Source organism: Nocardia brasiliensis NBRC 14402 (assembly GCF_000308475.2).
Classification (GTDB): domain Bacteria; phylum Actinomycetota; class Actinomycetes; order Mycobacteriales; family Mycobacteriaceae; genus Nocardia; species Nocardia brasiliensis.
Window position 1 is genome coordinate 1 of the sequence record NZ_BAFT02000067.1, and the last position, 24,873, is coordinate 24,873.

A 24,873-nucleotide genomic window follows, 5' to 3' on the forward strand; every position below is an offset into this window, starting at 1 on the left:
CACTGCAGCAGATACCCAGTCTGCCAGTCCCTTTTCGGGGGGTTGGCGGGGGTGGTTGTCAGCGCTGCTGTGTGGATAGTTTCATAGAGTTACGGCGGCCATAGCGGCAGGGAAACGCCCGGTCCCATTCCGAACCCGGAAGCTAAGCCTGCCAGCGCCGATGGTACTGCACTCGACAGGGTGTGGGAGAGTAGGACACCGCCGGAACATCCTTCACGATAGGGGACCCAGATTCTGGGTCCCCTATCGTCGTTTCAGCACCTTGACGTGCGTTTCAGCACTTCGGACGTGCCAGGACGACATCGCCGTGTCAGGCCCCCACCAGGACACGTGATTCAATTTGTGGGGCCCCGACCAACTCTTGCGGACCTCAGAAAGGGATCACCGTGTCGGAACAGAACGACGACCGGAACTCCTTCCGGCGCGGCGAGGGATCCGATCGCCCCTCTCAGGGCAGCGGGGCCGGCGACTCGTCGAGGAACCGTCCCGACCGCGACAGCGGCCAGCGCGGCGGTTTCCGGCGCAACAGCGACTCCGGCGACCGGAACAACTCGGGTGAGCGCGGTGGATACCAGCGCCGCGAGGGTTCCGGCGGCTTCAATCGCGATTCGGGCAACCGTAGCGGCGGCGCGGGCGATCGCGGCGGATCCGACCGTGGCGGTAGCGGCGGCGGGTTCAACCGTCCCAGCGAGCGCGGCGGATTCAACCGCAACAGCGATTCCGGTGAGCGTGGCGGGTCGAACCGCGGCAGCTCCGGTGACCGCGGCGGGTTCAATCGCTCCGGTGAACGTGGCGGATTCAACCGCAGCACCGATTCCGGTGAGCGTGGCGGGTCGAACCGCAGCAGCTCCGGCGATCGCGGCGGGTTTAACCGTTCCAGTGAACGTGGCGGGTTCAATCGTGGCGGCGACTCCGGCCGTGGCGGTTTCGACCGCGACCGCGGTTCCGAGCAGCGCGGCGGCTCCGGCGGCTTCAATCGCCGTTCGGACGATCGCGGCGGCGATGCTGCCGGCCGTGGCGGTTTCAAGCGCAACAACGATTCGAACGATCGCGGCGGATTCAACCGCGGTGGTTCCGGTGACCGTGAGGGCATCAACCGCGGTGGCGATTCTGCCGGCCGCGGTGGCTTCAAACGCAACAACGATTCGAACGATCGTGGTGGTTTCAATCGCGGTGGTTCCGGAGACCGCGAGGGTTTCAACCGTGGCGGCGATTCTGCCGGCCGCGGTGGCTTCAAGCGCAGCGGTGATTCGAACGATCGCGGCGGATTCAATCGCGGCAGCGACTCCGACGATCGCGGCGGCTACAACCGTGATTCCGGAGGTCGCAGCGGTGACAACCGGGGCGGCGATTCGAACGATCGTGGTTTTAATCGCGGTGGCGATTCCGGTGAGCGTGGCGGTTTCAAGCGCGGCGGCTCCGACGATCGCAGCGGTTTCAACCGTGGTGGCTCGGGCGATCGTGGCGGCTTCAATCGGGGAGACTCCGACCGCGGAAACTTCCGGCGCGGCGGCGATTCCGGTGGCCGCGGTTTCGATCGGGGTGGCGAATCGCGGGGTAGTGGCCCGGACGATCGCCGTCGCGGTGGTGAGGGTGCTCGTGTCGGTGGTGGCGATCGGTCGCAGGACCGGCGCGCGCCGCGCCCGGAAGAGCCTGATCTTCCCGATGACGTGCAGGCCGCCGATCTCGAGCCTGCGGTCCGCCGTGATCTGCTGAGCCTCGACAAGTCGAACGCGGAGGCCGTGGCCCGGCATCTGGTGATGGCGGCTCGGCTCATCGACGACGATCCCCGTTTAGCGCTTGCCCATGCACGGGCCGCACGTCAGCGTGCGGGCCGTATCGCGGTGGTCCGGGAGACCGCCGGCGTCACGGCGTATCACGCGGGGGAATGGGCGGAGGCGCTGGCCGAGTTGCGGACCGCGCGCCGGATGTCCGGTGGTTCCGGTCTGCTCGCTGTCATGGCGGACTGCGAACGCGGTCTCGGCCGTCCCGAGCGCGCGATCGAGCTCGGCCGCAGCGATGAGGCACGCGCCCTCACCGGCGATGAGGCCACCGAGCTGCGCATCGTCGTCGCCGGTGCGCGCATGGATCTCGGCGAATACGACCAGGCTGTGGTCACTTTGCAGACCTCGGAACTGGACCCGGCTCGCACCGGCTCGGCCGCAGCCCGCCTCTTCTACGCTTACGCCGACGCCCTGGTCGCCGCCGGCCGCACCGACGAGGGACTCACCTGGTTCCTCAACGCGGCTTCCGCCGACCTGGACGGCGAAACCGACGCCGAGGAACGCGCCGACGAACTCACCGGCAACAACTTCCCCGACAACGACTCGGAGCAGTGACGCACACCCACCCGCACGGCTAGCGCCCCTCCGCGTCCGAGGCCTCGAATCGTTGGAACGGCTTATTTCTGGGCGTTGTGGACTTTGGACACGGCGTCTTCGGTGTCTACGGCCATCGCATCGATCACCTGGTCGAAGCTCAGTCCCTGTTCGCGCAGGCTGCGGATGGTTTCGTACCCGGCGGCGGTGACGTCGTCGAATTGTGCCCGGTTGGCCCGGTAGATCGCCGCGTCCTGCGGCACGGCTGCCTCGAGCTGCTTGCGTAACTTGACTGCGGGCAGATCGGTGGCATAGACCGGCGAGCCGGGTTGCTGGCGCCAGGACCGGTCGAGGGTGCCGCCGTCGACCGGGTCGAATCCGGCTTGGTCGACCAGCTGACTGAGGCGGTCTTTGCCGGGCCCGTCGGGACCGGCGATCGGCAGCCCGAACCGCTGCGGCGACCCCGGTGCTCGGCCGCCGTCACGGATGCTCACGTAGGTGATGTTGTTGAACGCCTTGAAGATCGGGCGCCCGATCAACCCGGCCAGCCACACCGTGTCCGGGTCCGGGGTATCGGTGTCACCCAGTCCGGGCAGGACGCCGTCGCGTCCCGGGTAGTAGTTGCCGGTGTCGACGATGATCGTCTCCGGCCTCGCGTGCTCGGCTATCAGCGCGGCGGCCTTTTGCACGGCACTGTAGGGCAGCGCGAGGAACAAGATCTCCGAAGCGGCGGCCACATCGGCGGCCCAGCCCGCGCTCATTCCGTCGATCAGCAAGCCGGACAACGATTCCGGTTCGCGCGAGTTCGCGACCTGCACTGTGTTCCCGACCGTCGCCAAGCGCCGCGCGAGGGTTCCCCCGAGTATTCCCGCCCCGATCACACCGATTTTCACCATCTCCAAAATTCCCTTTCTGAATAGTCCACGGCATCGACGGCCGAGATTCAGCACCCGCGGTCTCGCACCCGACCATGGTGGACTTCCGGTTACCTACCAATCGGTGCATTTCCGCGTTACGTAGGCAGGAGTCAACCCCTGTGACGCGCTCAGCAGTTTCGCGAACTGGACCCGATAGGGTGACCGTGCGGTCGGTTTGACTCACTCGGTGTGCTGAAGAGGGGTGTCGATGTCCGAAGTGCGGTTGCCGAAGGCTGTCGAGGTGGTGGGTGCGCGTACGCACAACCTCCGGAATGTCGATGTGGACGTCCCCCTCTGGTCGTTGGTGATGCTGACCGGACTGTCGGGGTCGGGGAAGTCGTCGTTGGCGATGGGGGTGCTGTACGGGGAGGGGTCGCGGCGGTACCTGGACGGGTTGTCCGCGTACACGCGGCGCCGGATCGGGCAGGTGGCTCGCCCGGATGTGGATCGGGTGGATTTTCTGCCGTCGGCCCTGGCGCTGCGGCAGCGGCCGCCGGTGCCGGGGCGGCGCAGCACGGTCGGGACGATGACCGAAGTGTTGAATGTGGTGCGGCTGATGTTTTCCCGGCTCGGGCGGCATGTGTGCCCGAACGGGCATCGGATCGAGCCGAATCTGGCACGCAGTGCGCAGCTGTGGCTGGACTGCCCGGTGTGCGGGGTGCATTTCGAGCATCCGAGTGCGGAATCGTTCTCGTTCAACACGCTGGGCCGTTGCCCCGGCTGTGACGGCCTCGGCGTGCGCGATGAAATCGACACGGCGACACTGATTCCCGACGACAGCCTGAGCGTCATCGACGGCGCGGTAGCACCGTGGAATCTGGCGGGCCGCAGCTATATGCCGCAGGTGGCCGCGGATCTCGGGGTGCGGATCGATGTGCCGGTGGCGGAATTGACCGACGCGGAGCGCGCGATTCTGCTCGACGGCCCGCCCGAACCGCGCCTGGTCACGCTCACCAGCAAGGCGGGGCGCGCGGTGAGCGCGAACATGACCTACGAAAGTGCCCGTCGCGCAGTGCAGAACGCGGCGACAAAAACCACGAGTGAGACCACCCGCCAGCGACTGAGCAGGTTTTTCAGCACGCACACCTGTCCGGTCTGTCAGGGCAGCAGGTTACGGCCCGAGGCGCTGACGACGACGCTGTCGGACCGCGACATCGCGCAGGTGAGTACCGAAAGTCTGGACGCCCTGGCCGATTTCGCGAAACAGGTGACGGTGACCCTGCCTGCCGAGATGCGACCACTGTCGGATCGGCTCGCCGTGGAGCTGACCGCGGCGGTGGAACCCTTGCGCCGGTTGGGTATCGGATATCTGAGCTTGGATCGGGCCGGGGCGACGTTGTCGACAGGGGAGCGACAACGGATCGAGTTGGCGTCGACGCTGCAGGCGCGTTCCACGGGCATGCTCTATGTGCTGGACGAACCGTCGGTCGGCCTGCATCCGGCCAATGTCGACGGATTACGTGCGGTACTGCGCGGCCTTGTCGCGGCAGGCAATTCGGTGGTGGTCGTCGATCACGACGTCGCGTTGCTGCGCGAGGCCGATCACCTGATCGAGATGGGGCCGGGGGCGGGCAGGCAGGGCGGGACGGTGGTCTCGCAGGGGAGCGCCGCCGATCTTGCGGCTTGCGCGGATTCGGTGACCGGACCGTACCTTTCCGGCAGCGCCGGAACACAATTCCGCACCCCGCGCCCGATAGGCACGGCCCCGCACCGGACCGACACGGCCCCGCGCCGGACCGACACGGCCCCGCACCCGACCGACACCGCCCAGCGCTCAATCGACATCGCCGCCGCACTGGAGATCACCGTCGGCGAGCTGTACACCCTCCGCAATGTCAGCGCGCGAATCCCCTTGCGGCGCTTGACCGTGGTGACCGGCGTGTCCGGGTCGGGCAAGACGGCACTTGTGTTGGACAGCCTCGTTCCCGCGCTCACCGCGGACGTACCGCCCTCGCATGTGCGGCGACTCGAGCGCGCGGGCATCCGCGCCGTGGTCGAGGTGGATGCGACCCCGATCGGCAACAACTCCCGATCGACCCCGGTCACTTACTGCGGCGCACTCGACCCGATCCGCCGCTGGTTCGCGAAGGAATCCGGCCGCACCGCCGCGCATTTCTCCTACAACACCGCGGCGGGACAGTGCCCGACCTGCCTTGGTCTGGGCGAGCTGGACCTCGACATCCAGTATCTGCCCGATCTCACGGTCGGCTGCCCGGACTGCCACGGTGCCCGCTACAACCCGGAGGTGCGCGCCATCATCGTCGACGGCTTGACCATCGCCGATGTGCTGTCGCTGACGGTGGCAGAGGCGGTCGACCGGTTCGCCGCGCACCCGAAGATTGTTGCGCCCCTTCGCGCCGTGCGCGATGTTGGCCTCGGCTACCTGTGCCTGGGCGAGCCCACGCCGAGCTTGTCCGGTGGCGAGGCCCAGCGACTGCGCCTGGCCACCGCGCTGCGTTCCGAGCAGGCCGACACGTTGTATGTCTTCGACGAACCTTCGATCGGTTTGCACCCCAACGATGTTCGTACTCTGCTCACCGTGCTGGATCGGCTGATCGACGCGGGCGCAACGGTTCTCGTCATCGATCACGATCTGGACGTGATCGCCAACGCCGACCACATCATCGACCTCGGACCCGGCGGTGGTCCGGACGGCGGGCGGATCGTCGCCACCGGCACGCCCGCCGAGATCGCCGCGGCGTCCGACAGCCGGACGGGCTACTGGCTCGGGCGCCATCTCGCCGGGCAGTGAGCCGACTGTGTGCGTACGGTCTACAGGTGACCGGCTGGGTCGTGCACGCGGACAGTCTTCTCCCGCGATACCGTCGAACCACCCAATAGCGAGCGGTCGTTTTCTATCCTGGTTGTCGCGCGAGAAGTCCATCGGCAGAAGAGGAACCATGAGCCTGATCCGTACCGACCGAGACGGTGCCGTTCTCACCGTATGGCTGGACAATCCGCCCTACAACTTCCTGACCAGTGCGATCATGTCCGAACTGGCGGCGCTGCTGACCGCGCTGGAAAGCGATGCCGAGATTCGCGCCGTGGTGCTGACCAGCGCGGTCGAGGACGTGTTCGTCAGCCACTACGACGTGGCCGAGATCCTGGCGGGCGCGGAAGCCGCGCCGGTCACCCTCACCCAGCGCACGGCGTCGGCGGCCCTGCATGCGAGTCGCGCCGCCGATCGGATCCCGGGCGGGCAGGCCGTCTTGGCTCGAGCCGGCGCGAGCGGTGTCGCCGATCTGCGGCAGTACCACGAGGTCTGTCGGCGAATGCGCAACGCGGACAAGGTATTCATCGCCGCACTGAACGGACGCACCCTGGGCGGCGGCTGTGAACTGGCCCTGTCCTGTGATCTGCGGCTGATGGCCGACGGGCCGTTCGAGATCGGCCAGCCGGAGATCCTGGTGGGCATCATCCCCGGGGGCGGCGGCACGCAGATGCTGACCCGGGTGCTCGGCGTGGGCCGGGCGATGGAACTGTGCCTGGAGGGCGCGCCGATCACACCGGCCCGTGCGCTCGAAATCGGTCTGGTGCACCGCCTGGTGGAGCCGTCCGGCCTGCTCGCCGAAGCGCAGGCGACCGCCGCCCGGCTCGCTCGTCGTTCGCCGGTGGCGGTCGGCGCGCTGAAACGTGCCATCTACGAAGGCGGTTCGGAGCCGCTCGAGAAGGGCCTGCACTATGAGCGCGCCGGTTTCCTGGAGACGAGTTCCACTCCGGCGGCCAAGCGTGCGATGAAGGCCTACCTCGACGAGATCCGTGCGGTGGAATCCGACGGCCGCGATCTGGCGAGTTTCGTGGCCGAAAGGCTGCCCCGCTGGGTCGAGGGCAGCGTGGTCGACTTCACGGATTCCGCTGCGACGCAATAGGTTCGCCCGCCGCTGGGGTTCGTTCGACCGGTGGTAGCAACAGACTGAGCCCGATCGCGGCGATCGGCACGAAGCACAGAGTGGTGAGAACCGCCTGTGGCCCTTGCTGATCGGCGATGAGGCCGAGCAGCGGCACGAAGAGTCCGCCCACGCTCACCGCGAGCCCGAGGGTGACGCCGGCGGCGGTGCCGGGACGGCTGGGCAGGTAGTCCTGGCCCAGCTTCACCAGCACCGCGAACGGGATGTTCACGATCACGCCGGTGAGCGCGGCCAGGGCGAGCGCGAGGTGCGGGTTCGGCACGAACCGTAGTGCGGCGATCGCGGGAATGGCTGCGACACTGCCGATCTGGATCGTGCGGGTCATGCCGATGCGGTCGGCGATGCGGCCGCCGAGCAGTGTGCCCGCGACGCCGCCGCTCAGCAAGGCCGCCAAGGCGACGCCGCCCAGGGTGGGCGAGCTGCCCAGCGCCGTGATCCAGTACAGCGCGAGAAAAGTGTTCAGGCCGAAGGAGATGATCGAGCGCACCACCGCGACGGCGGTGAGCACGAAAAACGGCCGCCAGCGATCGTGTCCGGCGGCGACACCCACGCCGCGCGCACCCGACGTGCGCCGTAGCTGGTAGCGCCACAGCACGAATCCCATCAGCACCGCGGGCGGGATGAACAACGCGGTCGCTCCTACGCCGAAGGCCACCAGGGCCGGTGTCGCGAGTGCGGGGGCGAGGAAGAACCCGACGCTGCCGCCGGCCGCGAACAGGCTCATCGCGGAAGCGCTGTGGCCCGCGTCGCGCCGGGCGTCCCGGCCCGCCGCGGGATGGAAGGCCGCGATGCCGAGGCCCGAGACGAGCAGCAGCGTCCACACCAACCAGTAGGCCGGTGCCAGCCCTGCGAGACCGGCCCCGATGCCCGCCACCGCCAGCCCCGCGGGCGCCAGCCACAGCAGCCGCCACCGGTCGGCGAGCACCCCGAGGATCGGCTGCGGCAGGGAACTGCCCAGGGTCGCGGCGAGCGCCAGACCTGATGCGGCCACATAGCTGTAGTGCCGCTCCAGCACGAAGAACGGGATGCTGGCGGGCACGAGGCCCTGGTAGAAGTCGTCGACCGCATGCGCGACCAGCCAGTACCGCATCCGTTTCCACGGCGACAGGTGCTCGGTCTGCAAGGTCTGTTCGAGCTCGGCGTTCACCATCGAAAGTCCTCCTCCATCCGTACCGACCAGCAGCCTAGGAACGGAACGGGGTTGCCGACTTCCGATAAAATGCCCAGCTGTGCCGATATTCAGCCAAGATTCGACGGTGGCGAAGACGCTGAACGGCGGCGCGCGCATCGATCGGCACCGGCATGCCGAGCATCAGGTGGTGTATCCGAGTTCCGGGGTGGCCGAGGTCCGCACCGACGCGGGGAGCTGGATCGCGCCCGCGGACCGGGCGATCTGGATTCCCGCCGGGTGTGCGCACGAGCATCACTTCTACGGGCCGACGCGATTCCACACCGTCGGTTTTCCGTTCGATCTGGCGCCCGACTGGACCACGCCGTCGGTGATCGCCGCCATGCCGCTGGTCCGCGAGCTCATCATCACCTGTTCGACCTCGACCGACCTGCCCGACGACGAACTCGTTCCGTTGCGCCGGGTCCTGCTCGATCAGTTGCGGCGCAGTCCCGAACAGCCGTTGCGGTTGCCCGCAGCTCGGGACGAGCGCCTCCGAAAGGCTTGCGCGCTGGTCGAATCCGACCTGACCGAGGTGTGGACGCTGGCCGGGCTCGGGCGCCAGGTCGGTGCGGCCGAGCGGACGTTGACCCGATTGTTCCGCACCGAACTGGCGATGACCTACCCGCAGTGGCGCACGCAGCTGCGCCTGCACCATGCCGTGCAGTTGCTCGCCGAGCGGGTGCCGGTGACCGTCGTCGCGCATCGGTGCGGCTGGTCGTCGGCGAGCGCGTTCATCGAGGTCTATCGGCGCTCGCTCGGCCACACGCCGGGGGCGTACCGGCCGAATTGAGCGGACACCTACTTTTCGAACTGGGTCCGCTTCCAGTCGCCGTACGGTTCGTCGCGTTCCCGGACGGCTTCGCGGAAACCTTCGGTGGCCGCGCGCAATTGGAAGGCATAGCCCTCGCGGGTGTGCCGGGAGATGCCGTCGAAGACCGTGCTGATCATGCCGGAGTTGGCCACGCCCTGGGCCAGCAGCGCGCTGTTGAGCGCCAGTTTCGCCATGATCAGCTGGTTGACCGGCATCCGGGCGATGCGCTCGAGCAGGGCCTCGGTGCGTTCGTCGAGTTCATCGGCCGGGGCCGCCTCGACCGCGAGGCCCCATTCCTCGGCCTGTTTGCCGGACAGGCAGTCACCGGTGAACAGCAACCGTTTCGCGCGCTGATCGCCGAGCCGGTGCGCCCACATGCCCGCGGCGGGGATGCCCCAGACCCGGGTGGGCGGGTAGCCGATCTTGGTGTCGTCGGCGCAGATGATCTGGTCGGCGTAGAGCGCGATATCGGTGCCGCCCGCGACGGCGAAGCCGTGCAGCTTCGCCACGGTCGGCTTGTTGGCGTACAGCAGGCTGGCGAAGCCGCGGTTGAACCGGCTCATCATCGCGTAGTCGACCATGGGATCCCAAGTGTCCCTCGGGTTGTGGTTGCGCGCCTGCACTACGGGATCGAGCACGGTGCCGACCGGGGAATCCGCCGCCTCGGTGGGGCCGAAGGAGTTCTCCGCGAAGATCGACAGGTCGTACCCGCCGCAGAATCCTTTGCCGCGTCCGGACACCACCATCACGTGCACCCGGGGATCGAGGTCGGCGCGTTCGACCGCGTGCGCCAGCTCGATGGGGGTGTCGGAGGTGATGGCGTTGCCGTGCTCGGGACGGTTGAACGTGATCCGGGCGATCCGGCCGGTGACCTCGTAGGTCAGCGTGCGGTAGGTGGCCTCGGCGGGCGGGAGCGGACGGTCCGACCAGGGGGAATCGGGCGACTCGGTGAGCCCCTCGTACCAGGCGGCCGGACGGGTGCCGGAGTGATTGTCGAAGTCGGGCAACGGGTTTCCTGACTGTGTCGGAGTATGCGGTGCGTACGCGGCGGCACCGCTTCTCATATTACATACTTGTATCAATCGACGGAGCACTGTAATACTGGCGAGTATCCGGAGCCTGTGAAAGGACCTCCCATGCCCACTCATACAGTGACCAATCAAGTACCTCCGCTGGTCGATTACGATGCCGCCGAACAACCGGTGCTGCTCGAGGCGTTGCAGCGGGCCGGGGCGGAGCACGTGCTCGACGAGCTGCACACGATCGGGCGGCTCGCGGGCAGCGCGGCGGCCATCGAACTCGGTGATCTCGCCGAAGCGCACCCGCCCGCGTTGCGGACGCACGATCGGTTCGGCAATCGCGTCGACGAAGTCGTCTACGACCCGAGCTATCACCGGTTGATGACCTACGCGATCGATTTCGGCCTGCACGGTGCGGTGTGGACCGATCCGCGGCCGAATCCGCATCTGACGCGGGCCGCGAAATTGAGCGTGTGGGGCCCGGTCGACGCCGGGCACGGTTGCCCGATCTCGATGACCTACGCGGTGGTGCCCGCCCTGCGCGCCGCGCCGGAGCTCGCCGCGCAGTACGAACCACTGTTGTGCGCAAGGGAATACGACCCCGGCCTGCGTGCCCCGCTGACCAAGCGGGGGCTGATCGCCGGGATGTCGATGACCGAGAAACAGGGCGGCTCCGACGTCCGGGCGAACACGACCACCGCCACACCGATGTCGGACGGCACCTACCGGATCACCGGGCACAAATGGTTCACCTCCGCGCCGATGTCGGATGTGTTCCTCGTCCTGGGCCAGGCGCCGGGCGGCCTGTCCTGCTTCTTCGTGCCCCGGGTGCTGCCCGACGGCACGCGCAATCCCTTTGCGCTGCAACGGCTCAAGGACAAACTGGGCAACCGCTCCAACGCGAGCAGCGAGGTCGAATACGACAACACGGTCGGCTGGCTGGTCGGCGACGAGGGGCGCGGTGTGCCCACGATCATCGAGATGGTCAACCTGACCAGGCTCGACTGCACTCTGGGCACCGCGACGGCGATGCGCACCGGCGTCGCCGCCGCCGCGCATCACGGCGCGTACCGCAGCGCGTTCGGTGCGACCCTCGCCGATCAGCCGCTGATGCGCAATGTGCTCGCCGATCTCGCGATCGAGGCCGAGGCGGCGACCACGGTCGCGCTGTGGCTGGCCGAACTCACCGACCGGGCGACGGCCGGGGTGGACGGCGCCGACGAATTGCGCCGGATCTCGCTCGCGGTGAGCAAATACTATGTGTGCAAGCGCGGCCCGATCCACGCCGCCGAGGCGCTGGAATGCCTGGGCGGCAACGGATATGTCGAGGAGTCGCGGATGCCGCGGCTCTACCGGGAAGCACCGCTGATGTCGATCTGGGAAGGTTCGGGCAATGTCGCGGCGCTCGACACGTTGCGCGCCATGGCGAAACAACCGGAAACCCTCGGCGCGTTCTTCGCCGAAGTCGAACGCGCCGCGGGCGCGGATCGTCATCTCGATGCCGCGATCGCGGCACTGAAAACGCAATTCGCGGACTTCGACACAATTCAGCACCGGGCGCGGCGGATCGTCGGTGCGATGGCGCAGGTGCTGCAGGCGTCGTTGCTCGTCCGCTACGGTCATCCCGCGGTGGCCGACGCTTTCACGGTCAGCCGGCTCGGCGGCGAACACGGCGATGTGTTCGGCACGCTACCGACCGGTATCGACAGTGCCGCGATCATTCAGCGCGCGACGCCGAAGGCGGCCCACTGAACCGCGAACGGCGCGGCTAAGCCTCCGAGGGGACGAGCAGCTGCTCGGCGAATGCCATGAATTCTGTACGGAAAGCGGCATATTCGGCGCGCAGCTGCGCACCGGGCCAGTCGGCGGGCAGCAGTGGCTCGGGCAGCAAAGGATCGTCGAGAATATGCCGCACCGCCGCCGCGGCCACCTCGAACCGCTCGCGCAGCGAAGTCGAATCCGCGAAGGCGCCTAGCAGCCGCTGTGCGTCGCGCGCCCAGAGTTGCGGCGCGAAAAGGGTTTCCGCCAGTTCGGCCGGGGAATCGTGCGGTGCCGCGGTGAACACGGAAACGCGCCTGCTCGCATCCGGTCCGAGCACGATCTCGACGTTCGCGGGCCGAGTCCAGACGCCTTCCCGCAATTCGCCGAGTTTGCGTGCGTGCATCGTGTCACGGAACGCGGTGCGTGCGGATGCGTCGTCGCCGACGGCGGTCACCACCGCCAAATACCATTCCCCGTCCCAGGTTTTCAGCAGCGGACTGACCGCGGCGTCCTGCCTGCGCTGTCGTTCGATCAGCCGGTCGGAGAGCCGGTACACGCCCTGCCCGCGTTCCAGGTCGCCCATGGCGACCATCCTGGTCAGCGCGACGCGCACGGCCGACTGCTGCAGCCCGAGTTCCTCGGCCACCGAAACGATCCAGCTGACCGGCGCCTGCGCCGGGTGTGCGCCGAGCAATGCGCTCAGAATCGCCGACCGCGCGGTCAGCTTCCGCATGCGCATCGCCACACACCCCGTCCTACCCGAGTTACCGTCGGCCGATTCAGGCCTTCCGAAACCGGAATTCTACCGACGAGTCCGTAGCTCCCGTCGCACGCCATCGCTCGCGCCGAGTACTCGGCGGTCGCCGCGCGCCGGTGTCGCGATGCAGGTCGAGGGGGATTCGCGGCTAGTTCGCGTTGTTATATGCGGCGACAATGTCGGCCGGGATCCGGCCGCGGGTGGATACGTTGTGCCCGTTCTTCCTGGCCCATTCCCGGATCGCGGCTGTTTGCTCACGATCGGTGGCGGAAGTGGCTTTCCCGGTGCCTTTGCGCTTCGCCCGGCCAATCTTGCGCGCTTTTTCCGCCCAGGGCTCCAGGGTCACGCGCAGCTTACCCGCGTTCTTGGTGGACAGATCGATCTCGTAGGCCACCCCATCAATCGAAAACTGAACTGTTTCATTCGCTTTCGACTTGCCGTCGTAGTCGTCGACGAGGGTGACGGTGACTTTCTTGGCCATCGGTGCGTCCTTTGCGTAGTCACGGGTATCGCTACGAAATACTAATACCGTATCGCATGGAACTCGGTTATGAGAAATAGTGCTGCATTCGGGCGGGGTATCGGGCGCGGCATTCAGCGCAGGGAATCGGCCGCGGCCGCAGCAATCGCCGTGGCCACCGCACTCAATGCCGGTGAGTCCAGCCGCCATTGCTGCCAGTACAGCGGCACATCGATGAATGCCGCGCCGTCGATCGGAACGAGTTCGGCACGCCCGAAATTCCGGGTTTGCAGATCGGGCAACATACCCCAGCCGAGTCCGAGTCGTACCGCTTCGGCGAAACCGGAGGAGGAGGGAACGTAATGGCGCGGCGGGTCCAGCGGTTGCCGGCTGCGTTTGCGTAACTGCCGGTCCTGGAGATCGTCTTTGCGATCGAACAGCACCACCGGTGCCACCGCATAGGCTTTCGCGGTGGCGCCGTCGGGAAACCAGGTTCGGGCGAAGTGCGGTTGTGCCATCGGCCGGTAGCGCATCGCGCCCAGTCGCTCCACCCGGCAGCCCTGCACCGGCGTCGCGGTCGAGGTGATGGCCGCCATCACCGTGCCGTCGCGCAGCAGCCGGGTGGTGTGTTCCTCGTCCTCCCGGTGGATTTCGAAACAGATGCCCGGCGGGGCCGCGGCCAGCGCGGGCAACGCCCAGGTCTCCAGCGAGTCCGCGTTGACCGCGATCGGCAGCCGCAGCGGCCGGTCGGTGGCACGGTGCGCGTCGCCGAGTTCGCGCGCGGTATCGCCGGCCAGCCACTCGATCTGTCGCGCCAACCGCAGCACCGCGAGCCCGGATTCGGTGGGGCGCACCGGTTTCGTGCGTTGCAACAGGACGCGCCCCGCAGCGTCCTCCAGGGCCTTGATGCGCTGGCTGATCGCGGACGGGGTGATCCGCAGGCTCTTCGCCGCGGCGTCGAAGGTGCCCTCGGTGACCGCCGCGTGCAACGCGCGAAGCTGGTCGAGCTGCAGGTCCATGTTAAGGAATCGTAATGGTAGTGCAGAAACTTTAGTTTGCCAGCGGATAATGCCCTGCTTAGCGTCGAAGAAGTGACAATGTCTTCGGCGGCTCTCGCGGCTCTTTCCGGTCTGGGTTTCGGACTCTCGCTGATCGTGGCGATCGGCGCGCAGAACGCGTTCGTCCTGCGCCAAGGCGTGCGCGGGCAGCACATCTTCGCGGTGGTCGCGGTGTGCGCGCTCTCGGACATCCTGTTGATCGCCGCGGGGGTCGGCGGCTTCGGTGTGGTCGTCGAATCGGTGCCCGCCGTGGTCACGGTGGTGCGCTACGCGGGCGCGGCCTTCCTGCTCGGCTACGCGTTGCTCGCCGCGCGCCGGGCCTTCGCGTCCGCGGCGTTGACCATGGACACCGCGGGCGCGACCGTCGCGCTCGGCGCCACCGTCGCGACCTGCCTGGCGCTGACCTGGCTCAACCCGCACGTCTATCTCGACACCGTGGTGTTGCTCGGGTCGTTCGCCAATACCTATGGCACACCCGACCGTTGGTTCCTCGGCGCGGGCGCGATGCTCGGCAGCGTGGTCTGGTTCGCCGCGCTCGGCTACGGCGCTCGCCTGCTCGGGCCGATCTTCGCGCGCCCGGTCGCGTGGCGAGTGCTCGACTCCGGTATCGCGGTGATGATGACGGTGCTCGCCGTGGGGCTGGTCTGCTCGGGGTGACGGGAGACACAGCTGTCGAGCCGTTCGATGCCGATTGGAGCCCGAAGTGCCGGGTATGCGTCGGGATGACAGCCCATACCCAGCATGGAGGAGTTGCCATGACCAAGCACGACAGCGGACCGCGCGAAGCCGTCGAGGGCATCGTCGAGGACGTCAAGGGCAAGGCCAAGGAAGCCGCGGGCATCGTCACCGGAGACGAAAGCCTGAAGAGCGAGGGCCGCGCTCAACAGGACAAGGCCGAATCGGAGCGCGAAGCCGCGAAGAAGGAAGCCGAAGCCGAAAAGGCGAGGGCCGAGGCCACACTCGACGAGGCGCGCCAGAGCGCCTACCAGAGCGGCAAGGAAGCCGACGACTCCTGATTGCGTTACTTCGGCGGCGCGGGAACGGGTTTTCGTTCCCGCGCCGCTTTTTACGTTGCGGCGCGGAACATTTGGGCGGCCCGCTGCCGTTCGGCGAGAATGCGCTGCCGGCGCTCGGCCATCGCGGCGGCCGGTACGCCGCCGGAAACGATCGCCTCGTACAGCGCGGCCGCGTCCTCGATGGCGTCGCGGGCGCCGACGCCCGCGGCCGGGGTGATCGCGTGATCGGCGTCGCCGCAGAGCAGTACCGGGTGCTGCGGGGCTCGGGCGCCGGCGAGCGGTACGGTGCGCGCGTTCGAGACGTGCACCGAATCGGTGTGCGCCAGTAGAGGTTCGATGACGTCGCGGACGGCGGGCGAGGCCGCCAGTACGGCATCCGTCCACTGATCCATCGGCTGAGCGCCCTTGTGCTGCCGGTCCAGTGGCGGCCGGGTCAACCGGGTGAACCACACCGAGACCGTGTCGTTCCACAGGTGCCCGAAGGTGGTCAAGGGACGGCCGTCGGGTCCGAGCGTGCGGTCGAAATGCAGGACGGCCGGGTCGGTGCCGGGCCGGACCGGCTGCCGGGTGACGCCGTAAATGACGATCTGCCCGGCGTATTCGGCGGTTCGTCCGGGTTCCAGGGCGCGCCGCGCGACGGAGTCTATGCCGTCGGCGGCGACGATCAGCTCGTCGGCCAGCACCGGTCGTCCATTGCTGCCGAGGGTGCCCGCGGTGCAGTCCACCTCGGTGACGGGGGTGCCGAACCGCAGGACCGCGGCACTGTCCGTGGCGAATTCGGTGAGCACCCGCATCAGCTCGGCCCGCAGATAGAGGCGCCGCTCCGTGGCCGAGTTGCCGCGCGCGGGCCCCGAAACCCCGTCCGCGCGTAGCGCTTCCACCGGATGCGAGGCCGCGTGCAGCCGATCGGCCGACACGCCCAGCCCCACCAGTGCGGTGTGTGCGCGTCCGTCGAGCACCAGGAACGCGCCGGCGCCACCGGTCGGTTGGCTTTCGTACACGGTGACGGGTCGCTCCGCACGGCCGAGCGCTCCCGCGAGCACCGCTCCGGCTATGCCACCGCCGATGATCGTGACCATGAATCCACCCTACGGGCCGCCGATTCCACTGCAGCGGGAATCGGCGGCCCCGCGCCGATGTCAGCAGTTGCGTGGTGCGGTTTCCCCGCGGAATCTGGCCTCGATCCAGCCCATCGCCTCCGGCGCACCGAGCACCGCGGTGCTGAGGTGATCCGGGCTCGGGAACAGTTTCGATTGGACGCGCACGCCCGCCGCGCAGTAGCGCCGCATCGTGTTGTCGATCGCCGCGACCGGAATCAATGCGTCGTCGTGGGAACGCCACTGGTAGATAGGCATTTTCGGGACGCCCTCGTACAGCTCGAGGCTGTTCTCCTCCAGTACGCCACGCGCACTGGGGTCTTCGGCCAGCGAGGTGGAGAAGGCGACGTCCAGGACGCTGTGCCCGGCGCCGGCGGCCAGGATCTCGTTGGTGCAGCCGTTGGCCATCCGCTCGCGGATGGCGAGCCCGGTCGGGTTCAGGCTGTCGCTGATCGGCAGCCGGGTCGGGTACTCGCGTTCGAGGCCGATGGCCGCCGCCATGGCCAGCCCGAACGCCGGATGCCGGTGGTAGCCCAGGCCCTCGGTCATCTTGACCAGGTTCATCGGGACCCCGCCCTCGGCCGCGCCCACGATATCGAGTTCCGGCGCGTAGGTCGGGGCCAGCGCCGCCGCCCAGCCGGTCGCCATCCCGCCGCCGGAGTACCCGAACATCGCGACCGGGCTGGTGGCCACGCCCAATCCGGCGACCTTGCGCGCCGCCCGGATGCCGTCCAGCGTGATCATGCCGCCGAGCCTGGCCGCCCCGTAGGCGCTGGTCGGACCGAGGTGGTCGGGCAGTGCCACCGACCAGCCGCGCAGCAGAACGGTGTTGAGTGCGGGCGCCTCGCGCACAGCCAGATTCGGATCGCCGGTGTAGAGCACGCGGGATACGGCGCACTGGGTGCCCAGGCCGTTGATGATGTGCTGATAGGACAGCAGCGGCCCGCCCGGCACGTGATTCGGCGGGGTCAGCACGGTGGTAGTCGCCGCGATCGGCGCGCCCGCCGAATCGGTCGACCGGAACTTGATCATCGTGACCGTGGTGCCCGGAAAGGCGAGCAAACCGGGCATCGGCCGGGTGTCGAGCACGTCACCGGGTTCGGCCCGGTCCAGATCCGCGGGCGCCGCGTAGAACGGGTCGGGGTCCGGCACGGGGTAGAGCGGTTGTGCCGCAGCGGTTCCCGGCAGCACGGTCAGTTGTGTGGCGGCTACCAGCAGGACGGCTGCGGTGAGCGCGGTATTGATTCGGCAGAACATGGCGAAGATCGGCTCCCATTCATCACGACATCGTCAGGGACGTTGGGCACGCTGAAAGTCGAATAATCCGAAACTGGCCGGGCACAAGCGATTGGCAGATATTCGGACCTGCGCAAGGTTAGGGGAGAAACGGAAAAGCCCGAGGGTGCCGCGCCGAGCGACGAAGGCGATCCACGGCGGGGCGCTGCCCGCGGGTGCCGCGGGCCCGTTACGGTGGCTGGGTGATCATGCTCGTGATCGGCCTCGTCCTGCTCGCGGTGTTCCTGGTGCGCTTCCGCAAGGACCGGCGACGGTTGGGCAATGGCGTGTATCTGCTGCTAGGACTGATATTCGTCGGCGTGTGGGTGCTCGGCTCGGGCGTCAAGGGAGACCTGCCGATGATCTTGGCGGGGCTGCTCGTGCTGCTGTCGCCGCTCCTGGTGCTCGTGCTCGCCGGGTTGCTGATCCTCAACGGCAGGCAGATGGTCCGTCGCGAAGGGCTGCGCCTGGCGAACCTGCTGCCGCTCGGGCTCGGCCTCGCATTGCTCGTTCCGTATGTGCTGCTCGCGCTCGCCATATTCACCGGCGATATCTGGGTCGTCGTGATTTTGGCGTCGCTGACCATGGCGGTGAGTTACATCGGATTCCTGTTCGCCAGTTTTCTGCTGTATTCGCTGTTGTACGGGGCGCTGCCGTATCGACCGGGAATGGATGCGATCGTCGTGCACGGCGCCGGGCTGAAGGGCGACCGGGTGCCGCCGTTGCTCGCAGGCCGACTGGACCGGGCGATCGAGGTCTATCGGGCCGAGCGCACGGCCGGGCGCAGCCCGCTGCTGATCACCAGCGGCGGTAAGGGATCCGACGAGTTGAAGTCGGAAGCCGAGGCCATGGCCGGGTACCTGGTCGAGCGGGGCATCCCCGCGGAAAGCGTGCTGCAGGAGGATCGTTCGGCGACTACGCGGGAGAACCTGCTGTTCACCAAGCGATTACTGGGCGAGCGCGGCGAGTCGACCCGAATGGTGCTGGTGACCAGTGATTTCCACACCCTGCGCACGGCGATGCTGGCCCGGCGGCTCGGCTTGGACGCCGAAGTCACCGGGGCGCGCACCGCGTTCTACTACCTGCCCGCGGCGACTTTGCGCGAGTTCGCCGCGGTCGTGGTGGCCTACCGGTGGATCAACCTGATCGCCTGTGTCGCACTGGTTTCGCTGCCGATACTGGCATTGCTGCTCACTCGCGACCTGCCGCACAACTACGGGGACTGACTCAGTCGAAGGTCTTGTGCGGGATGCCGACGGTGAGACCGCCGTCGACGACGAACTCCGCCCCGGTCGAGTACGAGGATTCGTCACTGGCCAGGAAGGTGATCAGAGCGGCGACCTCACTCGGATCGGCGGCCCGTGCCAGCGGGATCTGCAGGAATTCGGCCGGAATGTTCTCGGTCATCGGCGTGGTGATCAGACCGGGGTGCACCGAATTGACCCGAATCTTGTACTGCGCCAGCTCGAGTGCGGTCGACTTGGTCAAGCCGCGCACCGCGAACTTGGTCGCCACATAGCCGTGCAGGCCCGGGCTGCCGCGCATGCCTTCCACGGACGAGATATTGATGATCGAGCCGCCGCCCGCCTCGATCATGGCCGGAGTCGCGGCGCGCATACCGAGGAACGTGCCGGTGAGATTGATGTCGATGATCCGCTGCCACTCGGCGAGGTCGAAGTCGACCAGAAGGTTCCCGTTGGCGATGCCCGCGTTGTTCACCAGCACGTTCAGCGCACCGTAGCGCTGCACGGCCTCGGCGACCGCGCCCTGCCACGCGTCCGGCTCGCGCACGTCGAGGTGCACGTAGGTCGCGGCGTCGCCGAGTTCCTTGGCGACCGCGGTGCCCTCCGCGTCGAGCACATCACCGAGCACCACGCGGGCATCCTCGGCGACCAGGGCTCGGGCGTGCGCTGCCCCCATGCCCCGCGCGCCACCGCTGATCAATGCCACTTTGCCGCTCAACCGCCCCATCGCGGCACCTCCGTCTTTTCGCGAGCTTGTCTGGAACACGTTACAGAATTGCGCCCCGTCCGGCGGTCCTCCCGGGTCCGATGGTGCCATATCCGTGCGCGGTGCGAGGCAAAGTCTTTGCGAGCCAGAATCTTCCGGGACGAGTGCGGTGGTGGGCGCGGCGATCTAGGGTTCGTCGCATGAGCGAGGCAAGCACCTTCACGATGGCGACGTTGCGCGATGCGGCGGGTACCGACCTCGGCGTGAGCGATTGGATCCTCGTCGATCAGGACCGGATCACCGCTTTCGCCGAGACCACCGAGGATCGGCAGTGGATTCACCTGGACCCGGTCCGGGCGGCGGACGGGCCGTTCGGCGCCACCGTCGCGCACGGATATCTGACGTTGTCGCTGCTGCCGTGGATCAACGCGCAGCTCTTCCGGCTCACCGACGCGCGGCTGCGGATCAATTACGGCCTGAACAAGGTTCGCTTCCCTGCGCCGGTGCCCGCCGGCTCCCGGATTCGTGGCCGGACCAGCATCGTCGCCGTCGAGGATGTCCCGGGTGGCTTGCAGGTGGTGCTGGCGACGACGGTCGAATGCGAGGGGGCCGGCAAGCCGGCCTGCGTCGCCGAATCGATCGTCCGCGCGCTGGCGTGACCGGCGGCCGCCACCGTTGTGGCATCATCGTGTAGAACACGTTCTAATTTTTGCCACCGGCGCGGGAGGCTCACGATGACGAACCCACGATCCTCGGCGGTGCTGCGACGGTTCGCCCGGCGGGTCCCCGACATCGCCGAGGTGCCCGGCGGGCGGCTGGTCGAGCTGCCAGGACGCGGGCGGACCTACGTAGTCGATATCGCCGGACCGGCGGGCGCGCCCACGCTGGTGCTCCTGCACGGCACGGCGTGCACCGCTTATCTGGGTTGGTTCCCTTCGCTGGCCGCGCTCTCCGAGCGCTATCGGGTGATCCTGTTCGACCAGCGCTTGCACGGCCGGGGGATTCGCTCCGAGCGCTTCTCGGTGGACGACTGCGCCGACGATGTGGTCGCCGTGCTCGACGCGCTCGGCGTCGCACAGGCGGTCTGTGTCGGCTTCTCACTGGGTGGGGTGGTGAGTCTGGCTGCCGCGCACCGGCATCCGAAGCGGGTGCGCGGACTGGTGCTGTGCGCGACGCCGTACCGGTTCCAGGAGAAGTGGCGCGAGCGGGCCTTCCATCAAGCCTTCGGCAAACTGGCCGCCGCGATCTTGCCCTACTCGTCTCGACAGATCACGGAATTCGCGGGCAAGCTACCCGAACTGCCGGAAATCGTCTGGGCGCCGGGGCGGTTGGACCGGTGGGCGCTCACCGAGTTCCGCAGCACCAGCGGATGGGCGGTGGCGCAGGTGGTCGCGGAGGTGGGCCGGTTCGACGCGAGTGACTGGCTGCCCGAGCTGAATATGCCGACCGCGGTCGTCATCACGACCCAGGACCGGGCGATTCCGGTCTATCGGCAGTTGGAACTGGCGACGTTGATTCCGAAAGCGAGCATCCACCTGGTCAAGGCCGGGCACGCGGCCTGTGTGCTGGAGGCCGACCGGTTCGTGCCGGTGCTGCTCGACGCCTGTGCGGCGGTCGCCGCGAGATTGTAGGCGGCCCACCCTGTTCGGCTGCGGTGGCGAACAGGGGCGATCGGCGAATCAGCCCAGTTTTCGTGCCGCGGTGAGCAATTCGGCGACGACCTCGGGTACCGCGTCGGCGAGTTCGGCGATGTCGGGCACCAGCTCCTTGCAGGCGATGAAGCCGAAATCGAGGTCGTTGTTGTTCGACAGGACGGTCACCGTCAGTCCGGCGCCGTGAAAAACCGGTCCGAACGGATACATACCCGCCACGCGCACCCCGAGGAAATACAGCGGCATCGGCGGACCCGGCACGTTCGACACCACCAGGTTGTGCACCACCGGATGCAGTTCAGCGAGCTTCAGTGATGAGTACACCCGGGCGGCGAGCTGAAAGGTGTTCGGCGGCGCGTACTTCGACCAATCCTGGAGGAAGTCGGCGCCGATGAGGTCGTGTTCCTCCTTCGCGCCGCGGTTCTCCTCGGCGACCTGCAGCAGACGTTGCACCGGGTCCGCGATATCGGTGCCGAGCCGCGCGAACAGCGTGGACACCTTGTTGATCCCCGCGGTGTGCCGCGAGGATTCGTGCACGGAGACGGGTACCGAGGCGACCAGTGAGCGGTCCGGCAGTTCGTCGTGCTTGTCGAGATAGGCGCGCAGGACACCCGCGACGATCGTCAGCACCACATCGTTGATCTTCACGCCGAAGGCGGACTTGATCTCCTTGACCGCACCGAGTTCCGCCTCGGTGAACGCGACCGCGCGGTGCGGCGTGATCGCCAGATTGAACGGGGTGCGTGGCGCGGAGAACGGTAAGGCCATGCCCGCCTTGTCTTTTCGTCGGCGCTGCGCGAAACCGGCCACCATGCCGAGGGTTTTCGGCACCATGCCGACGATGCCCGCCTTGGTCGGAAACTTGACCACGGCCTTGGCCAGTAGCTGCCAATCGTTGGGGCTCGGTTCCGGTCGCCACTCCTGTGCGGGCGGCGTCTTGGCCGCGTTCGGTTCCAGATCGCACAGGTGCATCATCATGTTGGTGCCGGTGATGCCGTCCACCGCGGCGTGGTGGTATTTACAGATCACCGCGACCTTGCCGTCGTCGAGACCCTCCACCACCGACATCTCCCACAGCGGCCGGTCTCGATCCATCGGGCGGCTGGCGATGTCGCCGATCAGCTCGGCCAGTTCGCGGCGCCCGGCCGGCGCGGCGATGCCGATGCGCCGGATGTGATAGTCCAGGTCGAAGTTCTGGTCCTCGACCCACACCGGGTGGTCCAGGTTGAAAGGCACCTCGTACACCCGGCGGCGCATTTGCGGGATCAGCGGTAGTCGCCGGCCGAGTTCGGCCTTGAATCGGTCGAAGGAATAGTCCCCTGACGTGGGGTCCAGGAGGAGCAGCGCGCAGACGTGCAGGTGCTGGGTCCCGGTTTCCAGGTAGAGAAAGCTGGCATCCAATCCGGTGAGTCGTTCCATAGCGGAAGACTACTAGAACGCGTTCTAGTTTTGGCTCGAACCATAGGGAGATGGGTCACAGTGACGGTCGTTATTGTCAAGCGGGCTAACGGTATTGGGCGCAATCGGCCGCCTCTGGGTGGTGGCCTCTGCCTGCGGAAATGTTCCGGCGCGTCTACATGTAACTCAAAGTTCTATGTATGTGTATGATGATTGCTACGGCCATGCAGGAAGGTGCGCAGCGAGGCGGCCGGGCCCGGGCTTCGCCGCGGGATGAGCGAGGACGAGGAGTATCGATGAAGCTACTTCGCAGGGGAGAGCGGCGGCCGGACATCGATCCGGGCGAGGTTGCGCTGCATGCGCGCAATGTGCAATTCGACTGGGCCGATACCCCGCTGCACTGGATGCCCGACGAGCCGATCGCCTCGCATCTGATCAATTCGCTGAACCTGCTGCTGCCCGAGGGCGAGCGCATGTTCTGCGCGGCTTATGGCGAGGCGTTGCCGTTCGTGAAGGACGAGAAGCTGCGCGAAGCCATGCTCGGGTTCATCGGTCAGGAATCCATGCACGCCGAGACGCACGACAAAGTGCTGCACGAGGTGCTGGCCGCGCACGGCATCGACCCGCAACCCTATGTGCGCCAAGCCGAATACCTGTTCCGCAAGACGCTGGGACCCCGGGACATCGAGGGCGTCGCAGCCCGCCAGACGCTGGTCGAACGGCTCGCGGTGATCGCCTGCCTGGAACATTTCTTCGCCTACCTCGGCGACTGGGTGCTCAACGCCGACCTGGAGAAGTTCGACGCCGAGCCGCGCATCGCCGATCTGTTCCGCTGGCACGGCGCGGAAGAGGTCGAGCACCGGCACGTCGCCCATGATGTCGCCGTCTACTTCGGCGCGGGCTATCTGCGGCGCGCGGCGATCATGACGTTCGTCTTCCCGACCTTCCTCACCCTGGTGGTGCGCGGCACGAAATACATGGTGCATCAGGATCCCGCGCTGCCCGACCTCGGTTATCCGCGCCTGATCAAGCGCGTGTTCGGCGCGATGTGGCGCGGTGCTCTGCCGGGGGTCCCGTCGCTGCTGTGGAGCGCGCTGACCACCTTCAAGCCGGGCTACAACCCCGGTTCGGTCGGGTCGACCGCGCAGGCGGTGGCGTACCTGGCGAAATCGCCCGCCGCGCAAGCGATCGCGTCGTGACGGGTGCGGTGGTGAGCCATCGGCCGGTGCCCGCGGACCTGTTCGGTAAGCCCGGCCAGGACCGCGCGGTGCGGGTGCTCGACGCGGTCGCCTCGGCCCGGCTGCGCTGGACCACGCTGATCAACCGGCGCGATCTGACACCGCACGTGGACGATCGGCGGTTGGCGCTGGTGGTCACCGAACGTCGGATCGAGGCCTACGACCAGGACGTGGTGAGCCTGCGGCTGGCCGCGCCGGATCAGCGTGAGCTGCCGCCGTGGCGGCCCGGCGCGCATCTGGATCTCGAGCTGCCGTCCGGGCGGCTGCGCCAATACTCGCTCTGCGGCGATCCGGCCGACACCCGCGCGTATCGCGTTGCGGTGCGGCGTATTCCGGAAGGCCTCGGCGGCTCGGTGGAGGTGCACGACGCGCTGCCGGTCGGCGCGCGGATCACCGTGCGCGGGCCGCGCAACGCGTTCCCCTTTGCTGTGCCCGGCTACGGATCGCCCGCCGCGCGTTTGCATTTCGTCGCCGGCGGCATCGGCATCACGCCGATCCTGCCGATGGCGCGGCTCGCGCATCGGCTCGGTATCGACTGGTCGATGGTGTACACCGGCCGCAGCCGCGACACCATTCCGTTCCTCGACGAGATCGCCGGCTTCGGTGATCGCGTCACCGTGCGGACCGACGACGAGCACGGCCTGCCCGACGCCGCCGCGCTGCTGCCGGGCGTCGGCGCCGACACTGCGGTCTACTGCTGTGGTCCGGTGCCGATGACCACCGCCGTGGCCGACGCCGTGCGCGAAATGCCCGGGGTGGAACTGCATTCCGAACGTTTCTCGCCGCCGCCGATCGTGAACGGCGTGCCCTTCGAGATCGAGTTCGCCTCGACCGGCGCGGTGGTCGAGGTCGCCGCGGACCGCACGGCCCTGGACACCATTCTGGAAACCCAGCCGGATCGGCCGTACTCGTGCCGTCAGGGCTTCTGCCGCACCTGCAAGGTGCGGGTGCTCGCCGGCACGCCGGAACATCGCGAAACCGTCCTCACCCCAGCCGAACACGAGGCAGGCGAGATGCTCGTCTGCGTTTCGCGCGCGGCCGGCGGGCGACTCGTGCTCGACCTGTAA

22 protein-coding genes and 1 rRNA gene are annotated in these 24,873 nt (G+C 67.7%); 13 read left to right on the forward strand and 10 right to left on the reverse strand.

Annotated elements, in window-relative coordinates; genetic code table 11:
- Positions 1 to 90: 90 nt before the first annotated feature.
- Together rrf and TY25_RS41870 are read left to right on the forward strand one after the other, a co-directional pair.
- Positions 91 to 207 (forward strand): 5S ribosomal RNA (gene rrf, locus TY25_RS24225).
- A gap of 884 nt (positions 208 to 1,091) precedes the next feature.
- Positions 1,092 to 2,339, forward strand: coding sequence for a tetratricopeptide repeat protein (locus TY25_RS41870; RefSeq protein WP_201773700.1), 1,248 nt, complete (start codon positions 1,092 to 1,094; stop codon positions 2,337 to 2,339).
- 62 nt (positions 2,340 to 2,401) lie between these two features.
- Here the strand turns inward: TY25_RS41870 and TY25_RS24235 are convergent, their stop codons facing one another.
- Positions 2,402 to 3,214 carry an NADPH-dependent F420 reductase gene (locus TY25_RS24235; RefSeq protein WP_052383163.1) on the reverse strand — a complete coding sequence of 271 codons (813 nt, stop codon included), beginning with the start codon at positions 3,212 to 3,214 and terminating at the stop codon, positions 2,402 to 2,404.
- A 229-nt stretch (positions 3,215 to 3,443) separates the two neighbouring features.
- On the opposite strand from TY25_RS24235, the gene TY25_RS24240 reads away from it, so the two are divergent.
- A complete protein-coding gene (locus TY25_RS24240; RefSeq protein WP_042259683.1) occupies positions 3,444 to 5,987 on the forward strand; it encodes an excinuclease ABC subunit UvrA in 2,544 nt (847 codons plus the stop codon).
- Positions 5,988 to 6,135: 148 nt separating this feature from the next.
- Positions 6,136 to 7,104 (forward strand): enoyl-CoA hydratase/isomerase family protein, encoded by a 969-nt coding sequence (locus tag TY25_RS24245; RefSeq protein WP_042259542.1) that lies wholly within the window; start codon positions 6,136 to 6,138, stop codon positions 7,102 to 7,104.
- On the opposite strand, the gene TY25_RS24250 is transcribed toward TY25_RS24245, so the two are convergent.
- On the reverse strand, positions 7,079 to 8,293 hold the full coding sequence (locus TY25_RS24250) for an MFS transporter (protein WP_042259545.1): 1,215 nt from the start codon (positions 8,291 to 8,293) through the stop codon (positions 7,079 to 7,081). The genes TY25_RS24245 and TY25_RS24250 overlap by 26 nt on opposite strands.
- Before the next feature lie 85 nt (positions 8,294 to 8,378).
- Between TY25_RS24250 and TY25_RS24255 the strand changes: the two genes are divergently transcribed.
- Entirely contained in the window at positions 8,379 to 9,104 is a 726-nt protein-coding gene (locus TY25_RS24255; RefSeq protein WP_169744356.1) for an AraC family transcriptional regulator, read from the forward strand.
- Positions 9,105 to 9,112: 8 nt separating this feature from the next.
- Here the strand turns inward: TY25_RS24255 and TY25_RS24260 are convergent, their stop codons facing one another.
- Positions 9,113 to 10,132, reverse strand: coding sequence for a crotonase/enoyl-CoA hydratase family protein (locus tag TY25_RS24260; RefSeq protein ID WP_042259551.1), 1,020 nt, complete (start codon positions 10,130 to 10,132; stop codon positions 9,113 to 9,115).
- 129 nt (positions 10,133 to 10,261) lie between these two features.
- Here TY25_RS24260 and TY25_RS24265 point away from each other — a divergent pair, with 129 nt between their 5' ends.
- Entirely contained in the window at positions 10,262 to 11,896 is a 1,635-nt protein-coding gene (locus TY25_RS24265; protein ID WP_042259555.1) for an acyl-CoA dehydrogenase family protein, read from the forward strand.
- A 16-nt stretch (positions 11,897 to 11,912) separates the two neighbouring features.
- On the opposite strand, the gene TY25_RS24270 is transcribed toward TY25_RS24265, so the two are convergent.
- The 3 genes from TY25_RS24270 to TY25_RS24280 form a co-directional block, all read right to left on the reverse strand.
- The gene (locus TY25_RS24270; protein WP_042259685.1) at positions 11,913 to 12,638 is read right to left on the reverse strand and encodes a PaaX family transcriptional regulator C-terminal domain-containing protein; all 726 of its coding nucleotides are present in this window, start codon (positions 12,636 to 12,638) and stop codon (positions 11,913 to 11,915) included.
- Positions 12,639 to 12,810: 172 nt separating this feature from the next.
- Positions 12,811 to 13,143, reverse strand: coding sequence for a histone-like nucleoid-structuring protein Lsr2 (locus tag TY25_RS24275; RefSeq protein ID WP_029892951.1), 333 nt, complete (start codon positions 13,141 to 13,143; stop codon positions 12,811 to 12,813).
- Positions 13,144 to 13,256: 113 nt separating this feature from the next.
- Positions 13,257 to 14,141, reverse strand: coding sequence for a LysR family transcriptional regulator ArgP (locus tag TY25_RS24280; RefSeq protein ID WP_042259556.1), 885 nt, complete (start codon positions 14,139 to 14,141; stop codon positions 13,257 to 13,259).
- 78 nt (positions 14,142 to 14,219) lie between these two features.
- On the opposite strand from TY25_RS24280, the gene TY25_RS24285 reads away from it, so the two are divergent.
- Positions 14,220 to 14,837 carry a LysE/ArgO family amino acid transporter gene (locus tag TY25_RS24285; protein ID WP_042259559.1) on the forward strand — a complete coding sequence of 206 codons (618 nt, stop codon included), beginning with the start codon at positions 14,220 to 14,222 and terminating at the stop codon, positions 14,835 to 14,837.
- 98 nt (positions 14,838 to 14,935) lie between these two features.
- On the forward strand, positions 14,936 to 15,196 hold the full coding sequence (gene mbp1 / locus TY25_RS24290; protein ID WP_042259561.1) for a microaggregate-binding protein 1: 261 nt from the start codon (positions 14,936 to 14,938) through the stop codon (positions 15,194 to 15,196).
- A 50-nt stretch (positions 15,197 to 15,246) separates the two neighbouring features.
- On the opposite strand, the gene TY25_RS24295 is transcribed toward mbp1, so the two are convergent.
- On the reverse strand, positions 15,247 to 16,275 hold the full coding sequence (locus TY25_RS24295; protein ID WP_042259562.1) for an FAD-dependent oxidoreductase: 1,029 nt from the start codon (positions 16,273 to 16,275) through the stop codon (positions 15,247 to 15,249).
- A 60-nt stretch (positions 16,276 to 16,335) separates the two neighbouring features.
- Entirely contained in the window at positions 16,336 to 17,550 is a 1,215-nt protein-coding gene (locus tag TY25_RS24300) for a lipase family protein (RefSeq protein WP_042259564.1), read from the reverse strand.
- Between the two features lie 227 nt (positions 17,551 to 17,777).
- On the opposite strand from TY25_RS24300, the gene TY25_RS24305 reads away from it, so the two are divergent.
- The gene (locus TY25_RS24305) at positions 17,778 to 18,794 is read left to right on the forward strand and encodes a YdcF family protein (protein WP_042259687.1); all 1,017 of its coding nucleotides are present in this window, start codon (positions 17,778 to 17,780) and stop codon (positions 18,792 to 18,794) included.
- A gap of 1 nt (position 18,795) precedes the next feature.
- Here the strand turns inward: TY25_RS24305 and TY25_RS24310 are convergent, their stop codons facing one another.
- On the reverse strand, positions 18,796 to 19,539 hold the full coding sequence (locus TY25_RS24310) for a glucose 1-dehydrogenase (RefSeq protein WP_042259566.1): 744 nt from the start codon (positions 19,537 to 19,539) through the stop codon (positions 18,796 to 18,798).
- A 179-nt stretch (positions 19,540 to 19,718) separates the two neighbouring features.
- Between TY25_RS24310 and TY25_RS24315 the strand changes: the two genes are divergently transcribed.
- Entirely contained in the window at positions 19,719 to 20,177 is a 459-nt protein-coding gene (locus tag TY25_RS24315) for a MaoC family dehydratase (protein ID WP_042259568.1), read from the forward strand.
- A gap of 75 nt (positions 20,178 to 20,252) precedes the next feature.
- Positions 20,253 to 21,149 (forward strand): alpha/beta fold hydrolase, encoded by an 897-nt coding sequence (locus TY25_RS24320; protein ID WP_042259570.1) that lies wholly within the window; start codon positions 20,253 to 20,255, stop codon positions 21,147 to 21,149.
- Between the two features lie 48 nt (positions 21,150 to 21,197).
- On the opposite strand, the gene TY25_RS24325 is transcribed toward TY25_RS24320, so the two are convergent.
- On the reverse strand, positions 21,198 to 22,589 hold the full coding sequence (locus tag TY25_RS24325) for a WS/DGAT/MGAT family O-acyltransferase (RefSeq protein ID WP_042259572.1): 1,392 nt from the start codon (positions 22,587 to 22,589) through the stop codon (positions 21,198 to 21,200).
- Positions 22,590 to 22,864: 275 nt separating this feature from the next.
- Here TY25_RS24325 and TY25_RS24330 point away from each other — a divergent pair, with 275 nt between their 5' ends.
- The gene (locus tag TY25_RS24330) at positions 22,865 to 23,767 is read left to right on the forward strand and encodes a metal-dependent hydrolase (RefSeq protein WP_042259574.1); all 903 of its coding nucleotides are present in this window, start codon (positions 22,865 to 22,867) and stop codon (positions 23,765 to 23,767) included.
- Positions 23,764 to 24,873, forward strand: a complete 1,110-nt coding sequence (locus TY25_RS24335) for a PDR/VanB family oxidoreductase (protein WP_042259575.1) — start codon at positions 23,764 to 23,766, stop codon at positions 24,871 to 24,873. The genes TY25_RS24330 and TY25_RS24335 overlap by 4 nt, the downstream gene beginning before the upstream one ends.

Excerpts from the sequence above, each read along its gene's own strand:
- TY25_RS24235 (WP_052383163.1), bottom strand. The coding sequence starts at position 3,214 with ATGGTGAAAATCGGTGTGATCGGGGCGGGAATACTCGGGGGAACCCTC.
- TY25_RS24240 (WP_042259683.1), top strand. The coding sequence starts at position 3,444 with ATGTCCGAAGTGCGGTTGCCGAAGGCTGTCGAGGTGGTGGGTGCGCGT.
- TY25_RS24245 (WP_042259542.1), top strand. The coding sequence starts at position 6,136 with ATGAGCCTGATCCGTACCGACCGAGACGGTGCCGTTCTCACCGTATGG.
- TY25_RS24250 (WP_042259545.1), bottom strand. The coding sequence starts at position 8,293 with ATGGTGAACGCCGAGCTCGAACAGACCTTGCAGACCGAGCACCTGTCG.
- TY25_RS24265 (WP_042259555.1), top strand. The coding sequence starts at position 10,262 with ATGCCCACTCATACAGTGACCAATCAAGTACCTCCGCTGGTCGATTAC.
- TY25_RS24270 (WP_042259685.1), bottom strand. The coding sequence starts at position 12,638 with ATGCGGAAGCTGACCGCGCGGTCGGCGATTCTGAGCGCATTGCTCGGC.
- TY25_RS24275 (WP_029892951.1), bottom strand. The coding sequence starts at position 13,143 with ATGGCCAAGAAAGTCACCGTCACCCTCGTCGACGACTACGACGGCAAG.
- TY25_RS24280 (WP_042259556.1), bottom strand. The coding sequence starts at position 14,141 with ATGGACCTGCAGCTCGACCAGCTTCGCGCGTTGCACGCGGCGGTCACC.
- TY25_RS24285 (WP_042259559.1), top strand. The coding sequence starts at position 14,220 with ATGTCTTCGGCGGCTCTCGCGGCTCTTTCCGGTCTGGGTTTCGGACTC.
- mbp1 (WP_042259561.1), top strand. The coding sequence starts at position 14,936 with ATGACCAAGCACGACAGCGGACCGCGCGAAGCCGTCGAGGGCATCGTC.
- TY25_RS24295 (WP_042259562.1), bottom strand. The coding sequence starts at position 16,275 with ATGGTCACGATCATCGGCGGTGGCATAGCCGGAGCGGTGCTCGCGGGA.
- TY25_RS24300 (WP_042259564.1), bottom strand. The coding sequence starts at position 17,550 with ATGTTCTGCCGAATCAATACCGCGCTCACCGCAGCCGTCCTGCTGGTA.
- TY25_RS24305 (WP_042259687.1), top strand. The coding sequence starts at position 17,778 with ATGCTCGTGATCGGCCTCGTCCTGCTCGCGGTGTTCCTGGTGCGCTTC.
- TY25_RS24310 (WP_042259566.1), bottom strand. The coding sequence starts at position 19,539 with ATGGGGCGGTTGAGCGGCAAAGTGGCATTGATCAGCGGTGGCGCGCGG.
- TY25_RS24315 (WP_042259568.1), top strand. The coding sequence starts at position 19,719 with ATGAGCGAGGCAAGCACCTTCACGATGGCGACGTTGCGCGATGCGGCG.
- TY25_RS24320 (WP_042259570.1), top strand. The coding sequence starts at position 20,253 with ATGACGAACCCACGATCCTCGGCGGTGCTGCGACGGTTCGCCCGGCGG.
- TY25_RS24325 (WP_042259572.1), bottom strand. The coding sequence starts at position 22,589 with ATGGAACGACTCACCGGATTGGATGCCAGCTTTCTCTACCTGGAAACC.
- TY25_RS24330 (WP_042259574.1), top strand. The coding sequence starts at position 22,865 with ATGAAGCTACTTCGCAGGGGAGAGCGGCGGCCGGACATCGATCCGGGC.